Origin of the sequence: Clostridium acidisoli DSM 12555 (genome assembly GCF_900176305.1) — a bacterium.
GTDB lineage: Bacteria > Bacillota > Clostridia > Clostridiales > Clostridiaceae > Clostridium_I > Clostridium_I acidisoli.
Map to the genome: position 1 here is coordinate 12,905 of NZ_FWXH01000008.1, position 17,488 is coordinate 30,392.

At 29.8% G+C, this 17,488-nt stretch carries 12 protein-coding genes and 1 riboswitch; of the genes, 7 read left to right on the forward strand and 5 right to left on the reverse strand.

Annotated elements, in window-relative coordinates:
• Position 1: 1 nt before the first annotated feature.
• Positions 2-1,138, forward strand: a complete 1,137-nt coding sequence (locus B8978_RS11340) for an ABC transporter permease (protein WP_084116147.1) — start codon at positions 2-4, stop codon at positions 1,136-1,138.
• A complete protein-coding gene (locus tag B8978_RS11345) occupies positions 1,135-2,250 on the forward strand; it encodes an ABC transporter permease (protein ID WP_084116148.1) in 1,116 nt (371 codons plus the stop codon). Before B8978_RS11340 ends, B8978_RS11345 begins: the two co-directional genes overlap by 4 nt.
• Positions 2,251-2,381: 131 nt before the next feature.
• On the opposite strand, the gene B8978_RS11350 is transcribed toward B8978_RS11345, so the two are convergent.
• Entirely contained in the window at positions 2,382-3,341 is a 960-nt protein-coding gene (locus B8978_RS11350) for a hypothetical protein (protein WP_084116149.1), read from the reverse strand.
• A gap of 315 nt (positions 3,342-3,656) precedes the next feature.
• Between B8978_RS11350 and B8978_RS11355 the strand changes: the two genes are divergently transcribed.
• The 5 genes from B8978_RS11355 to B8978_RS11380 all read left to right on the forward strand — a co-directional run bounded on the left by B8978_RS11355 (position 3,657) and on the right by B8978_RS11380 (position 11,160).
• Positions 3,657-4,889 (forward strand): ammonium transporter, encoded by a 1,233-nt coding sequence (locus B8978_RS11355; RefSeq protein ID WP_084116150.1) that lies wholly within the window; start codon positions 3,657-3,659, stop codon positions 4,887-4,889.
• A gap of 31 nt (positions 4,890-4,920) precedes the next feature.
• On the forward strand, positions 4,921-5,286 hold the full coding sequence (locus B8978_RS11360) for a P-II family nitrogen regulator (RefSeq protein ID WP_084116151.1): 366 nt from the start codon (positions 4,921-4,923) through the stop codon (positions 5,284-5,286).
• A gap of 289 nt (positions 5,287-5,575) precedes the next feature.
• On the forward strand, positions 5,576-7,663 hold the full coding sequence (locus B8978_RS11365) for a glutamine synthetase III family protein (RefSeq protein ID WP_084116152.1): 2,088 nt from the start codon (positions 5,576-5,578) through the stop codon (positions 7,661-7,663).
• 688 nt (positions 7,664-8,351) lie between these two features.
• Positions 8,352-10,520, forward strand: coding sequence for a DUF1430 domain-containing protein (locus B8978_RS11375; protein ID WP_084116154.1), 2,169 nt, complete (start codon positions 8,352-8,354; stop codon positions 10,518-10,520).
• A 4-nt stretch (positions 10,521-10,524) separates the two neighbouring features.
• Positions 10,525-11,160 (forward strand): putative bacteriocin export ABC transporter, encoded by a 636-nt coding sequence (locus B8978_RS11380; protein WP_176212682.1) that lies wholly within the window; start codon positions 10,525-10,527, stop codon positions 11,158-11,160.
• A gap of 87 nt (positions 11,161-11,247) precedes the next feature.
• On the opposite strand, the gene B8978_RS11385 is transcribed toward B8978_RS11380, so the two are convergent.
• The 4 genes from B8978_RS11385 to B8978_RS11400 form a co-directional block, all read right to left on the reverse strand.
• Positions 11,248-12,531, reverse strand: coding sequence for an O-acetylhomoserine aminocarboxypropyltransferase/cysteine synthase family protein (locus B8978_RS11385; RefSeq protein ID WP_139796043.1), 1,284 nt, complete (start codon positions 12,529-12,531; stop codon positions 11,248-11,250).
• A gap of 57 nt (positions 12,532-12,588) precedes the next feature.
• On the reverse strand, positions 12,589-13,506 hold the full coding sequence (metA, locus tag B8978_RS11390) for a homoserine O-acetyltransferase MetA (protein ID WP_084116156.1): 918 nt from the start codon (positions 13,504-13,506) through the stop codon (positions 12,589-12,591).
• Between the two features lie 149 nt (positions 13,507-13,655).
• A riboswitch (SAM riboswitch) is annotated at positions 13,656-13,763 on the reverse strand.
• Between the two features lie 55 nt (positions 13,764-13,818).
• Positions 13,819-15,600, reverse strand: a complete 1,782-nt coding sequence (locus tag B8978_RS11395) for an ABC transporter ATP-binding protein (protein ID WP_084116157.1) — start codon at positions 15,598-15,600, stop codon at positions 13,819-13,821.
• Entirely contained in the window at positions 15,545-17,299 is a 1,755-nt protein-coding gene (locus B8978_RS11400; RefSeq protein ID WP_084116158.1) for an ABC transporter ATP-binding protein, read from the reverse strand. Before B8978_RS11400 ends, B8978_RS11395 begins: the two co-directional genes overlap by 56 nt.
• Positions 17,300-17,488 lie beyond the last annotated feature (189 nt).

Below are 17,488 nucleotides of genomic sequence, written 5' to 3' on the forward strand. Positions count from 1 at the left end.
TGTGAACTGGTTATATATAGCGTTAAGCACAATTAAAATAAAGGTTCGTGATAGAAAAGCATTCATAAGAACTATGTTATTACCAATTGTTTTAATTTTAATTTTAGGCACTGCATTAAAAAGCACAGATGCTTTTTCTGTAAAAGATTTTGGAAAAACAACTGTTTATTATCTAAATGATGATAAAAACGAAATATCTAAGAATTTTGATACCTTTTTAAATAATAAGGAAATAAAAGATATACTGGACGTTAAAGCTGTAAGTTCCTATGAGCAGGGGCAAAAACTTGTTAATGCTGGTAAAGGTACTGCACTTATATATATTAATAAAGATTACTCTAGTAATATTGAAAGTGATAAAAAAGGAAAAATACAGTTATATGAGGACAAAACCAATAGCGTAAGAAACGGCATAATTGAAAATGTAATTGATAGTTTCAATAGTGGAGCAAACACTACAATGGTTTCTTCTAAAATAGCTAAAAAAAATATAGGTTATGAAACTAGTGAAAATGTTAGTGAAAACTATTTGGATATAGCTGGTAAAACACCAAGAGCAATTGATTACTATGCAATTACAATGTTAGTTCTCACATTAATGTATGGAACTAGTTATGGATGTGTAGACTTAGATGAATTATTTTTTAAGAAGGTAGGGGAAAGGATAAAGACAACTGCAACAGGCACTATGCAGCATTTGGTAGGTTTAGTATTAGGTGAAATATTTTTCTTAATGCTTCAAGCAATTGCATTAATTTTATTCACTAAGTATGTGTATGGAGCAAACTGGGGAAGCAATCCAATTACCGTTTTACTTGCTATGCTTGGCTTATCAACCTTAGCAACTGGAATTGGAATAATGTTTGGGGCAATAATGGGCGATGTAGATAAGGGAGCTGGGCTTCTAAGAATACTTGTTCCAATATGTACGTTTGTTTCTGGAGGATACTATAAGGTATCCATAGGTGACAGTGCTTTATTAAATTATGTTCCCAATAAGTTAGCACAAACCTCACTTTTTAATACAATTTATGACGGGTCAAAGGTGGTAGCTCAAAACTCAATAATAACAATGTTTATAATGGCAGCCATTGCTTTAATAATAGCAGCAGCTGCTGGAAGGAGGAAGCTTGCATGACCATATTTTTTAATAATTTGAAGAGGATATTTAGAAAAAAAACCAACTTAATAATTATGTTTGTAGTACCAATTGTAGCTATTGTTTTAATAATTAAGATGATGTCTGCTAGTACCACCGCTAATTTAAACATTGGGCTTGTAGATAATAGTAATACAAAACTTACTGCTATACTTAAACAAAGTTTAGAAAAGCAGGGAACAATAACTGTAATTTCAAAGAGCCAAATAAAAGATATGATAATAAACCAAACAATTGATACGGCAATAGTCATTCCTAAAGACTATACAAGCGATATATTAAGCCAAAAGGATAGTAGTAAAATTCAAATGTACAGTATTAAAGGAACATCAAACGCCTCATCCGTTCAGTATTTTGTTAATAGTTTTACCGATGCAGCTAAAAATATAGCTAAAGCATCAAATGGTGATAACACAAAATTTTATAATGGCTTAAAGGACTATCAAAAAGGAGACTTTTCAAGAGAAGTCAAATACACTGATGGAAAAATGGACTCACAAGAAGCTTCTTCATCAACTTTAGGTTATTTAATTATGAGTATGGTATATTTAAGCACAATGGTAACTACACTTATTTTGAAGGATAAAGAATATGGAGTTTACAATAGGTTGTTTGCCAGCGGAGTTAAATCAGGCAAATACATGTTAGAGTGCATATTGAGCTTTATAATAGTTATGGTTATACAAATAACTGCAATATTGTCAATAATGAAATATGGATTTCATAGTGCTATAGGACCATCAATATTTAATTTGTTTGTTGTATTAGCTTTGTTTGGAGTAGCATCTGTTGCTTTGGGAGTAGCTATTTGTAGTAATGCTAAGAACCTAAATCAAGCAAATGCAACTATTGGACTTGTAGCAACACCTATAGTAATGCTTGGAGGATGTTTCTGGCCAAGAGAAATAATGGGGAGCACGCTTCAGAATATATCAAATTTTGTTCCAACAACCTGGGCAATGGATGCAGTTTCAAAGGTTATAAGTGGAAGTTCACTTATGGATGTGTCAAAACAATTAGGAATAATACTTTTATTTGCAGTTATCTTCTTTGTTATAAGTATAGTGAGGAAGGTGGATGTTGCAAACTAAATAGTTTAAAATTTAAAACACCGCATTATTCAGAAATGAATTTTGGGGTGTTTTTACGTGGTAATTTAACTAGGTTAATTGAAAAACTAACTTCCGCTGTTATAGTTTTAAAAGAGTTTGTTTTAGGCGAATCACTTATTAAGGTTTTGAGAAAGATAGTTTTTTACGTCTTTTACACTTTTATTGTTACCAGAATTATTTATTTTTTCATCTATGTTGGGGTAGTTAATAAACGATCCATCTACCTTTTGGAAGTAAACAGTGGCTAATTGCGAAACACCATTGACACCATTGTAATCAACAATAATGATTATATCTTTTAATCTGTCTTTGTTCAAATCTACAAAGGAAACAGCATTAACATCAGCGTTATATGGAAGAGATGGATTAAAATCAAAAAGAATATTTCCTTTGGTATCCGTTAAATAAAAAACAACAGGTATATGATTGCCAGCTGTAAGTTTTCCCGATACAAATCTGACATTTCCCCATGAATTTAAATTTACCATAAAAGACTGGTTTTTTAAAAGACTAAATCCTTTTATACTACTAAGATTATATGGTATAAATTCAAAGGTTCCTTCCTGAGGTTGCATATCAGTATTTTGTGATTTAGCTGTAAGATTAATGGTGGCTTTTATTTCATCATTTTGATTAAAAACTAATATAATAGTTCCTTTATTTCCGTTAGAATCACTTAATTGGCATTGGGCTGTGTTTTTATTAATTGTTCCAGTAAAATTTTTTTTGAAATCATATGTAGTAGGTACAGCCCCACCATACAATGAAGATAAATATCCTGTTATTTTCCCATTTGCAATGCTAGAAATGCAAAACGAAGTATTATAATTGCCATTTTTCTTAATCCAAGTTTTTCCGATGTATTGATTATAGTTAATTGTATTATTTCTTGTAACTGTGTTATTAGTTGCAGATGCATTTGTAGCGGAACTTGAATTTGAAGAATTGGAAACTGTCTGACTGCCATTTGTTTTATTTGAGGACGATTGTTCATTTTGCTGTACTTTATTACCGCATCCAGCTAAAAGAACAGAAGCTGTGATTATTACTAAAAGTATTTTTTTATTCATATTTACCTCCACATATTTTGTTTTTGAGAATATAAACATGTTATGGAATTTCCTGTGATAAAATTAATTATAATTGTATCATGTCTTTTATAAAATGTACATCTGTAAACAATGGAATACTAATTATCATAGTGATAATAACATAAAAGAATTACAATCAATGAAAATACACAATAAAATTATATTTTTTATATTATTTTGATAAAATAATTGACAATTGATTAATAAAACAGTACAATAATAAACAAGTTAGTTATTTACATTTAATAGTCTTTATAATTTATTATCAAATTAATATTTTAAGGGGGTTCTTTTATGAATGGAGTAAATTCAGGCGATACAGCATTCGTCATCTTCTCAACCGCACTAGTTATGTTAATGACTCCAGGTTTAGCATTGTTTTATGCTGGAATGGTAAGAAAGAAAAACGTATTAAGCACTACTATGCACAGTTATGTGGCTGTAGTAATAGTATCATTACAATGGATACTAGTAGGATATACTTTAGCTTTTGGTAAAGATATCAGTGGAATTATAGGTAATTTTCAATTTGCAGGATTAAAAGGTGTAGGATTTGTACCAAATGCAGATTATGCAGCTACAATACCTCATCAAGCATTTATGTTATTTCAACTTATGTTCGCAATTATAACTCCAGCGTTAATTTCAGGAGCAATTGCTGAGAGAATGAAATTTATGTCTTTTGTAGTGTTTTTAGTACTATGGACTACATTAGTATATGATCCATTAGCACACTGGGTTTGGGGAGTTAATGGATGGATAAGAAATTTAGGAGCATTGGATTTTGCAGGTGGAGATGTTGTTCATATTAGCTCCGGTGTATCAGCTTTAGTAGCCGCAATAATGCTTGGAGCAAGAAAAAGAAAAGAAACAGTTACACCTCATAATATTCCAATGACAGTACTTGGAGCAGCATTACTTTGGTTTGGATGGTTTGGATTTAATGCAGGAAGTGCATTAGGTATAAATAATTTAGCACTAAATGCGTTTATTACTACAAATACAGCAGCTGCAGCTTCAGCACTTGCTTGGGGAGTCTGCGAATACATTCATAGAAAAAAGGTAACTACTTTAGGTGTTGCTAGTGGTGCTGTAGCAGGATTAGTTGCAATAACACCAGGTGCTGGCTTTGTTAGTCCATTAGCATCTATACTAATAGGATTAATTGGTGGAGTAATATGTTTTAGCTCAGTTACTTTCCTAAAAGCAAAATTAGGTTATGACGATGCGCTTGATGCTTTTGGATGTCATGGCATTGGCGGTATCTGGGGTGGAATAGCAACTGGTATATTTGCATGGAAGGGTATAAATACTGCTGGAGATAATGGTGTTCTTCATGGAAATATAGCTTTACTTGGAAAACAACTAGTAGGTATAGGAGCAACAATTGTATATGCAGCAGTAGTTACATTTATAATATTAAAGGTAATTGACGTTGTTATGGGCTTAAGAGTAACTGAAGAAGAAGAACAAGCAGGATTAGACGTTTCATTACATGGTGAAGATGCATATGGTGGTTTAAATTAGTATAATAGTAATATAGAGAGGGGGCTTTATTATGAGCGAAAAGCTTGCAAAGATAGATATTATTACTTCTCCAAGTAAATTCGAAGATTTAAAGGATGCTTTAAATAACATTGGTATTACAGGTATGACGGTGTCAAATGTTTTAGGATGTGGAATGCAAAAAGGACATAAGGAATATTACCGTGGAAATACCGTGGAGATGAATTTGCTTCAAAAAATAAAAGTGGAGATAGTAGTTTGTGATGTACCTGTGAAAGAAGTAGTAGATGTAGCCAAAAAAGTATTACACACAGGTCAAATTGGGGATGGCAAAATATTTGTTTATGATGTTCAGAATGTAATTAGGGTAAGTACAGGTGAGGAAGGCAGAGATGCTCTTCAATACAAAGAAAAATAATATGAAGGTTTAAAGAGGTTTTCTTAGAATTGTGTAAATAATTCTAGGAAAACCTCTTTAATTTTAAATATGTTTAAATAAATTATAGGTGTTTCAAAAGTTAGTATAAGTGAATAAACTAAAATAAGACTGTTAATAAAAAATCAATAAATACAACACATATATATATAATACGTAAAAAATATTGTATGTTATTAATAATAATACTATAATAATAATATAATTATTAATAATATCGTAAATGGCAGATTGCTAGACTTTGCTTTGATTTAGAAAGGGGATTTTTCAAATGGTAAAATTTATTGAAAATTATGGTTCCAATGCATTTACAGATGCAGTTATGAAAGAACGTCTTCCAAAAGCTACGTATAAAGCTTTTAAAAAGACGGTTGAAAAAGGTACAGAACTTGATTTAGAGGTAGCTAATGTAATTGCTACTGCGTTAAAAGATTGGGCTGTTGAAAAAGGGGCAACTCATTTTACTCACTGGTTCCAGCCTTTAACTGACACTACAGCAGAAAAACATGATGCTTTCATAGCACCAAGTGGAGATGGAACAGCCTTACTTCAGTTTTCAGGAAAAGAATTGATTAAAGGAGAACCAGATGCATCATCATTTCCATCAGGTGGTCTTCGTGCGACATGCGCTGCAAGAGGATATACTGCATGGGATGTAACATCACCTGCTTTTGTAAGGGATGGATCACTGTATATTCCAACTGCATTTGTTTCATATACAGGAGAAGCTCTTGATAAAAAAATACCACTTCTTCGTTCAATGGAAGCTCTTTCAAAAGAATCAATTCGTATATTAAGAATACTAGGAAATACTACAACTAAAAAGGTGTTAACAACATTAGGGCCGGAACAGGAATATTTTTTAATTGATAAAAAAATGTATGATAAACGTCCAGATCTTATCTTTACTGGAAGAACATTATTTGGTTCAAAATCTCCTAAAGGACAAGAATTAGATGATCATTATTTTGGATCATTAAAACAAAGAGTTTCTGATTTTATGAAGGACGTAGATAAAGAACTCTGGGAACTTGGAATTTCAGCTAAAACAAAACATAATGAAGTTGCTCCATCACAACATGAATTAGCTACAATTTTTATAGCAACAAATGTTGCAGCTGACAATAATGAAGTTGTTATGGATGTTATGAAGAAGACTGCCTTAAAGCATGGATTAGTTTGTTTATTACATGAGAAACCTTTTGCAGGCATAAATGGTTCAGGAAAACACAATAACTGGTCTGTAAATACAGATGATGGAGAAAATCTTTTAAATCCGGGAAAAACTCCAAATGAAAACACTCAATTCTTATTATTCTTAACTGCAGTTATAAAAGCTGTAGATGAATATTCTGATTTACTTAGAGCATCAGCAGCAAATTCAGGAAATGATCATCGTTTAGGAGCTAATGAAGCACCACCAGCAATTATTTCTATATTTTTAGGCGACCAATTAGAGGATATAATTGAACAACTTGAAAATGGTCCAGCAACTTCTTTGAAGACGGCTTCTGATTTAGATCTTGGAGTTTCAACGCTTCCAGTATTATCTAAAGATGCAACTGATAGAAATAGAACATCTCCTTTTGCATTTACAGGAAATAAGTTTGAATTTAGAATGGTACCATCATCAGGTAACATAGCAGATTGTAATACGGTATTAAACACAATAGTTGCCGATGTACTTTCTGAAATAGCTGATAGGCTTGAAAAAGCTTCGGATGTAAAGGCAGAGAGCCAAGCTATATTAACTGAAATTGTAAAAGAACACAAAAAAATTATATTCAATGGCAATGGTTACTCAGACGAGTGGGTAGTAGAAGCAGAAAAAAGAGGTTTACCAAATGTAAAAACTACTGTGGAAGCAGCAAAAGCTTTAATATCAGAAAAAAATATAGCGTTAATGGAAAAATTCGGGGTTTTAAGTAAGGAAGAAATGCATTCAAGGTATGAGGTAACTCTTGAAAACTATGCAACTACAATAAGCATAGAAGCAGCAACAACACTTTTGATAGCAAAACGTCAAATTTTACCTGCAGTTGTTAAATTTGAAACTAGCTTAGCTGAGTCAATTTCAGCTGTAAAAGCAGCAGGGGCTAGTGCTAGTGTTCAAAAAGAACTTTTAATTGAAACTGACACTCTTTTAAGCTCATTAAAAGCTAACATAGCTGCACTTGAGCTATCAGCAGAAAAGGCTGAAGGTTTAGATGGAGATGCTTATGATAAAGCACATTTCTATAAATTTGATGTATTTGAAAAGATGGGAGCAGTGAGAGAAGTAGCTGACAAACTCGAAACTATTGTCGATAGTGAACTTTGGCCATTACCAACTTACGGTGAACTTTTATTTACAGTATGATAAACAAGGGGATTTGATTATTCATAATAGTTAGAAATTGCGAAGCATAGGTGAAGGGTTTTCACCTATGCTTCGCTTGTTCACTTCCTTGAATTTATTTAATATTAAAAATTATGAATGCATCAATAAACATACTTACTGCACCTATAATGTAAAAAATTCTAGATAATTTCGCATTTTTCCCAAATATGAGACCTAATACAATAAACAATATTCCTATTAAATTAAACAGCAATGATAAACTTTTAATATTTATTATAGTCACCTCCATTGTATATTTTATAAACGCAACATTTATATTTATTGTCTTAAAAATAACATAACATATCCAATATATAATTCCAATAAAAATTATCATTAATTCCAAATTTTTTATTTTAATCATTTATAAGGAATGGAAAATCGTCAGAAATGGCGGTTCTCTTTATTATGGACTTTAGTCTGCTGAAAATGCTAAGAAGGCGAAACAATAAAACAACCGTTATGCGGGTGCGGCACAGGAGCTATACGAAAAATAATATACAGTTAATACAAAGAAAGTTGATTATATCATATATAGTTGATTATTTGTAAAAAATGTACATTGAAACAAATAAGAGATATAATAGTATAATAATTAAAATTTCAGTATATAGTGAAACAAGTTGGGATGCAGGCTACGGTGAATAATTAAAAGGAGGAAGGGACATTGAAAAAGCTAGTTTATGTTGTAGTAATATTAATTTCAATGTTCTCTTTTTTTATGTTGTTTAGTGAATCTGAAATTAAATGTGTAAATAGCATAAAAAATATTGAGGGAACTTTAGATAATAGTTATAAGATAACAATTCCTAATGTAGTAACGAATGAAAATCAAAAAAAAATATATGCAATAATGAAGAAAGATTTAGATAAATATAAAGGAAATATATACTACTCAAGAGAAAATGAAGAAATTAAGAACGGAAAAACCATAAATAAGTTAGTAAAATATGTATATTTCAATAATTTAAATTATTTTACCAATTTAAGCTTGTCAGAAGGAAGAAGTTTTAAAATAAGTGAAAATGAAAGCAACTTATTTTTATCCACAGAGAAAACCAATGATAGCAAACAAATAGGAAGAATTGCATCAATTGATAATGAAGACGTTGTTGAAGTGAGGGCATTATCAAATCTTGCTGATACAGGATTCTTAGATGGTTATTGCTATGTTCAATTTCAAAAAGCAGGCGATTTAAATAATTTTATTAAAGATTTAAATAAAGACTTAAATATAAACGGAGTAAATAGAGCAATAAGTGATAATTATGAACAACATAACTTTTCATATGAATGGTTTATAATTTTGGGATTGTACTTTTTCTGTATGCTTATAATAGTATATGACATATTAAAATCCTATAAAAAAATAGCAATAAAAAAAATGCTGGGTTTTACTAAGTTAGATATATACACATCATATCTTAAAAGAGTAGTGTTTATTCAAATATTAGCGCAAATTATAATAACAGCAATTTTATGCTTGACTAAATTCCAAAATTACAATAAATATGTAGGTATATTTTTAGGAACTTTATTTTTGAATTATATTGTTGAACTTATATTGTTGATATTTTTTGTGAGTATACCATTTATATATATAAATAAAATAAGAATATCAGCAATGATTAAAAATAAACAGCCAACAAAGGAGATATTAGTATTCAATAATGTTATAAAAATAATATTCATAATAGGTTTTTTTATAGTAATGAAATTTATTATGCAAGATTTTAGTGCATTTACAAATATATATTCTAAATCCTTTGAAAAATGGGATGAAGTAAGTAATTATGTTGTTCTGCCAGAGATAACTAATGCCACCCATGATTTTAGAACATATTTGGGAAGCAATAAGTCATTGAATGATCAAAAGCAGATATATACATATTTCAATAAAAAAGGTGCTATATTGGCTGATTTTAGTGAATTTACGCCGATGGTTAGACCAATGAGATTAAAAGAAACCAAATATCCATATGAAAGTGATAATGTTTGGGTTAATGAAAACTATTTAAAATTAAATCCTATTTATGATATAAACGGAAATGCTGTGAGTATTTCAGAAAATGATGAGAGGGAAATAATACTGGTACCAGAAAAATATAAAAAATATGAAAAAGCTATTATAGCTAAAAATAAATTTTGGAACAGTGGATATGGCAATGATACATTTGCACAAAATAGACAAATAAAAATTATATGGATAAAGAATAATCAATCGATATTTAGTTACAATTTAGATGTAAGTCCTAATAATAATAATTGTGTAACAGATGCTTTTGTAAACATTAGAACTGAAAATAATGGTGGATTAAGCGATTATGCTATTGTATTTGGATATAGTGGCAACCCATTTAAGATTAAACTAGATTCTAGTATTAGTGTTGATAAAAATATAAGGCCTGAATTAAAAAAATATGGTTATTCTCAGTATATATCTAAAATTTCAAAGGTAAATGAGATGGTAGCAGCTGATAGCTCTACAGTAAAACAAAAAATGTATCTATATCTAGGAATAGCTTTATTACTATTAATAGGTTTAATTTTAATTATATTGCAGAATGTATTTAATTTTTTCAATCAATATAAACAATATCTAGCAATTAGGTATTTACATGGATATGGTATTTTTGAAAAGTATAAAGAATATTTTGCTTTAATGTTAGCTAGTTGGATATTAATATCTGCTGGTTTATATAGCTTTAGATTAGTTGATTTATATTTTCAAATAAAATTATCATTAATTATAATTTTATTTGAATTGATAGCATCAATAGTATTAATACTAATTCAAGAGAAAAAAAATATAACTAATGTTATAAAAGGGAGTTAGCTACATGGGTATAATTGAATTAAAAAATATAAATAAGCACTATGGAGAACATAAAATTTTAAACAACTTTTCTTTGGATATAAATAAAGGAGAAATGGTTGCAATTACAGGAGCTAGTGGCCGTGGGAAAAGTACAATTCTAAATATAATGGGATTACTTGAAGGTTTTGATAGTGGGGACTATTTAATTGACGGTGAAAAAAATGTAAAAGTAAATAGCAGAAGATCTGTTAAAATTTTAAGAGAAACTATAAACTATTTATTCCAAAATTTCGCATTAATTGATGAGGAATCTGTAGGTTATAATTTAGAATTAGCTCTAAAGTATGTTAGAGCTAATAAGACTGAAAAGAAAAATATGATAAAAAATGCATTAAATCAAGTTGGGTTAGATGGCTATGAGAAAAAAAAGATATATGAGCTTAGTGGAGGAGAACAACAGAGAGTCTCCATATCAAGATGCATGCTAAAGCCATCAAAAATAATATTAGCAGATGAACCAACGGGCTCATTGGATGAAAGTAATGTTAAGTTAGTATTAAACTTATTAAAAGTTTTAAATGAGAAAGGAAAAACAGTTATTATTGTAACGCATGATAAATTTGTTGCTAGTAATTGTACTAGAGAGATCTCTCTTTGAACTTTAACCAGTTGCTTGGCAATTTCTTTGTATTGAGTAACAAAAAAGATTCAGACCACAAATTGTAGTCTGAATCTTTTTTATAGACTAAGCTTTTGCAAGAGCTTGATCTAAATCATATATAAGATCATCTGCACCTTCAACACCAATTGAAAGTCTAATTAAATCAGGAGTAACTCCAGCAGCTTTTTGTTCTTCTTCATTAAGTTCTGCATGGGTTGTACTTGATGGATGAATTACAAGAGATTTAGCATCTGCAACATTTGCAAGTAAAGAGAATAATTCAACACTATTTATGAATCTTTTACCTGCTTCAAGACCGCCTTTTATTCCAAAAGTGAAAATTGAACCTGCACCTTTTGGTAAATATTTTTTAGCTAAAGCTTGATATGGACTACCATCTAGTTCAGGGTAATTTATCCAAGCGACTTTTGGATGTTTGCTCAAGAAAGCAACAACTTTTCTTGTATTTTCAACATGTCTTTCAACTCTTAATGAAAGTGATTCTAAACCTTGAAGGAATAAAAATGCACTTTGAGGGCTTAAAGTTGCGCCGGTGTTTCTAAGAAGTTGAACTCTTGCTTTTAAAGCAAATGCAGGAGCACCTAAATCGGCATAAACTAGACCGTTATAGCTTTTATCAGGAGTTGTGAAATCAGGGAATTTGCCGCTAGCTCTCCAATCAAACTTACCTCCATCAACTATAACTCCACCGATTGTAGTTCCATGTCCACCAATAAATTTAGTAGCAGAATGAACTACTATGTCTGCACCAAATTCAATTGGTCTTACAAGATATGGTGTACCAAAGGTATTATCAATGATGAAAGGTATTTTGTTTTCATGAGCAATTTTTGCTACTGCTTCTATATCTAAAACATTAATTCTTGGGTTTCCTATTGTTTCAGCATAAACAGCTTTTGTTTTGTCTGTGATAGCTTTTCTAAAGTTTTCAGGATCATCTGGATCAACAAATACAACTTTTATGCCAAGTTTCTTTAAAGTTACACCAAATAGTTCATAAGTACCACCATATAATGTAGTAGCTGCAACTATTTCATCACCTGAACTAGCAACGTTTAATATTGAATAAGTGATTGCTGCTAGACCTGATGCTGTAGCAAGACCTGCAACACCACCTTCAAGTTCTGCAACTCTTTTTTCAAAAACATCAGTAGTTGGGTTCATGATTCTTGAATAAACATTACCTGGTTCTTTTAATTGAAATAGGTTAGCAGCATGATCTGCATTTTTAAAAACATAAGATGTAGTTTGATAAATTGGAACTGCTCTTGCACCTGTTGTAGGATCTACTTCTTGACCTGCATGTACTTGTAATGTTTCGAAGGATAATTTTCTTTCACTCATTATAATCTCTCCCTTTAATATAATTTATATATTTAAATTTTTTTATTAGCAGTAAAAAATTTAGTTAAGTATATTTAAATCATAAGGTGTTTCCTGATACACATAATAATTTAACCAATTTAAGAATAATAAATTTGCATGACTTCTCCATTTTGATAGAGGTGTTTTATTAATATCATCATCAGGAAAATAATTTTTAGGTATTTCTATATAAATACCATTGGAGGTATCCCTTATATATTCATCTCTTAGAGAAAAGGTATCATATTCAGAATGCCCTGTAACAAAAATCTGACGGCCACCTTTTGTTGCAATTATATATGGACCAGCTTCGTCTGATTCGGCAAAAATTTCAAGTTCAGGAACATTGTTTATATCTTCTTTTAAAAATTCTGTATGTCTAGAATGTGGTACATAAAAGTCATCATCAAATCCAAAAAGTAGTTTTACATTTTTTTTATTTATTTTGTGAGAAAAAACTCCAAATAATTTTTTATCTAAATCATGTTTAGGAATATTAAAGTGATGATAGAGTCCAGCTTGTGCACCCCAACAAATATGGAAGGTGGAGTATACATTTGTGAGGCTCCAATCCATTATTTCAGTTAATTCCTCCCAGTAGTCTACGTCTTCAAATTTAAGTTGCTCAACAGGCGCACCTGTTATTATCATGCCATCAAATTTTCTATCTTTTATAGCATCAAATGTTTCATAATATTTAAAAAGATATTCATTAGAAGTATTCTTTGATAAATGTGATTTTGGATAAATTAATGTTATATCAACCTGCAGCGGTGAATTGCCTAGAAGTCGTAATAATTGTGTTTCAGTAACAGTTTTGATAGGCATTAAGTTTAATATTACTATATTAAGAGGACGTATATCTTGTTTTACAGCACGATCTTCGCTCATTACAAATATATTTTCCTCTTTTAATATTTTAGCAGCAGGAAGATCATCAGATATATTTATTGGCATAAGATTCCTCCTTAATTTAAATAAATCTTACTTATCATATATGTATAATCGGTAATGGAGGGAAAGTATCCTGAAAATAAAAAACATAAGTATAATAAAAAAAGTTGTTTTTCGATAGGGAAAAACAACTTTGAGAAGTCAAAATCTTTTCCTTATCTTTCAGAAATAATCTGTTGGAATTAACACCATACATTCAAATGAAAAATGCTGGTTGTCGGGTTTCAAAGGGCCAATCCCTCCACCGCTCTTGATAAGATTTATTTAATTTATTACATACTATACCAAAATAATGTATTTGTCAATAAAATATTTTTAAGAATTTTGTTTGATTAGATAACTGTAATATGAACCACTTTTTATAAGTTCAGAGTGATTTCCTTCTTCAACTATTTTACCATTTTTCATAACAATTATCTTATTTGCATTTCTTATTGTAGAGAGTCTATGGGCAATTACTAGAGTGGTTCTGCCTTTGGAAATATTGTCTATGGCCTTTTGTATTAGCTTTTCAGTTTGAGTGTCTATGTTAGCTGTAGCTTCATCAAATACAAAAACAGAAGGATCATGTGCTAATGCTCTTGCAAAGGATATTAATTGTTTTTCACCAGCTGAAAGCGTATTACCTCTTTCCATAACAGGTTCATCTATACCATTTTCACAGTTAGAAATAAAGTTATTAAAAGAAGACATTTCCACAGCTTCATTTATTTTTTGATCCTCAATTTCATCATTTAAGGTTATGTTGCTTTTTATAGTACCAGAGAATAAAAAAACATCTTGAAGTACAACTGCAATATTTTTTCTTAGAACCTTAAGTTTTATATCATTTATATTTATACCGTCGATTAAGATTTCACCTTTTTGGACCTTGTAAAAGCCATTTATGAGACTTATTATTGTAGATTTTCCAGCCCCTGTTTCACCTACAAAAGCCACAGTTTCACCTTTTGCAACTTTAAAACTTAAATCTTTAAGTATCCAGTCAGTGTTATTGTATGCAAACCATACATTTTTAAATTCTATATTTCCTTCAATTTTATCTAGGGAAAGACCGCTATCTAGGTCTTCAAGGGTTTTATTTTGATCAAGTAATTCAAAAATTCTATCTGCAGAAACTAATGCTGATTGTATCGTAGTATATTGATCTGCTAAATCAGATATTGGATCAAAAAATTGTTTTATGTAAGTTGTAAATGCATATAAAACTCCAATTTCAAGTGTATGATTTCCTATTTTATTAACCCCATAAAAAAGTATCAAAGCTATGGTTAGATTTTCAAATAACTGAGTACCAGGTTTAAGAATGCTGTTTAACCTAACCTGAAGTAAAGTGCTTTTAAAATAGTGATCATTTAGGTTTTCAAATTCCTTTTTCTTCTCTAATTCTGCTCTAAACAGCTGTATTAATTTCATACCAGATATGCTTTCGGCCATAAAACCATTAATTTTTCCTATTAAAGTTTTCATATTCAAAAAATTTGTTTTTATCTTTTTCTTAAGTAGAAAAAGAATTATAGACATAATTGGTAGGACAGAAAGTGAAATTAATGCAAGCTTAAAATTTAACATAAACATTGCATACATTATACCAATTAAAAGAAACACGTCTTGAAATAAGTTTAATATTACATCTGTATACATGTCGCTTATAGCCTCAACATCATTAGTTGCTCTAGTTATAAGACGACCTGAAGAATTTTTATCTAGGTAGCTAAGGGGCAATAATTCTATTGTTTTAAAAACGTGGCCTCTTAGATTTCTTAAAATATCTTGACCAACCTTATTTATTAAGTTTTCCTGTGTATATGCAAAAAAATTTCCTGAAATTGATACAAGTAAATATAATATTCCCATATTTACTATTGAGTATAAACCTTTAGAAGGAATATGTTTTATTAGGAAATCATCTATAACAAGTTTTAGTATATATGGTTTTATTATCAATGATACGTTTATTAGTAAAACGCAGATTGCTGCAATAATTATTCTCCTCATATGGGGGATTGTAAGCTTTAATAATCTTTTTAAACTACTTTCATTACGATGTTTGTAGTCCACGTTTTCCATCATTAGATTGTTCAATGTAGATTTCATAATATTCACCCTTTTGTTTTAATAGTTCCTTATGAGTACCATGTTCGCATATATGTCCGTTATCAATTACTATTATTTCATCAGCATCTTCTATTGTAGAAATTCTATGAGAAATTATTAAGTTTGTCTTATCCTGACGAATGATTTTTAGGTTAGATAGTATTTGCTTTTCAGTTATAGTGTCAACTGCAGAAAGTGAATCGTCTAATATCAAAATTGCAGGGTCTTTAATAATAGCCCTTGCAATTGAAAGACGTTGCTTTTGTCCACCGGAAAGATTTACGCCTCTTTCTCCAAGCAAGGTTTCAAACTTATCATTAAACTTTAATATACTTTCATACATTAAGGAATTTTTTGAAGCATTTTCGATTGCTTCCATTGGATATATATCTTTAAAAAAAGATATGTTATTTTTTATTGTATCAGAAAATAAAAAATTATCTTGAGGAACAATAGCCATGTTGCTTCTTAATACTTCAAGTGGAATGGAGTTTATGTCTTTATCGTCAATAAATATATTTCCTGGCTCAACATTATATAATTTAAATAAACTGTTTACTAAAGTGCTTTTTCCGGAGCCTGTTTTACCTATAATACCTAACGTTTTACCTTTGTGTAATTTAAGGTTTATATTGTGTAGAACTTTTTCTTCTTCAGAATTTGGGTAAACGAAGTCAAAATTCTTAAATTCAATATAACCATTAAGTCTTTGATTTTTATGTGAGGAGGGGACATCCTTAATTTGAGGTTTTATTTTGAAAATATCATTTAATCTTCCTAGAGATGCCATTCCTCTTTGATATATATTTATAACACGCCCAATTGATATTATTGGATTCATAATCATAGTAAGATAAGTGTTGAATGCTATAAAATCACCTAAAGATATGCTTTTATTTATTACCATATTTCCACCAATAATAAGATTCATAACAAAACTTATACTAAAAGAAACTTCAATGACAGGAGTCAAAAGTGAAGAAGCTTTAACCATACTTATGTTCGAATCAGAAATTTCTTTGTTCAAGTTTTCAAAGTTTTTTATTTCATCATTTTCTTGAACATAGGCTTTTATAACTCTTATTCCGTATATGTTTTCTTGGACTTTATCAGATATATTAGCAAAGTTTTCTTGAACCTTTCTAAATCTTAATTTTATAAGTTTACCTATCTTTGTAGTGAATATTATTATAAAAGGTATTGGTATAAGGGTCATTAATGTAAGTCGAATATCTATGGCGGTACACATTGAATATATAGAAATAACGCATAATACAATGCCATTAATGGACAGCGCAGTAGCAGGACCAAAAGTCATTCTTACGGCGGATATATCGTTTATTGCATATGCAATTAAATCACCAGTTTTTCTTTTACTGTAAAATTCAGGTGACATGTCTTCAAAATGGGAGAATAGGTTTTGACGAATATCACATTCTAACTTTCTAGCATTGGCTATAACTAAATTTCTCCATATATATGTAAATAAAAATGAACTTATTGAGATTAAAGCAATATAGAAAATATTTTTTAAAACCATTGGTTTATCAAAACCATTTATTTTTAATAAATCAATAGTGTTTCCAAGTATTTTTGGAAAAAGAGTTTGTACGTATGATGATAAAATCATAAATATTATTCCAACAATATATGAAAGCTTATGTTTTTTAAAAAAACTAAAGATTATACTGTCATTCAATTTAAAACCTCCTCGGTATTTATAAGCTATATTTATTTTAAACATAATCCGAATAAGTTTCAATGAAGTTTAGATATATTGAAAAAAATATATATATCAGCTTTGATTCGCTATTTTTTCATGTGTAGTATTATTTTTAACGCAAATAAAAAATCCTGAAAATTTTACAGGATTTTTTATTTGTTTTCA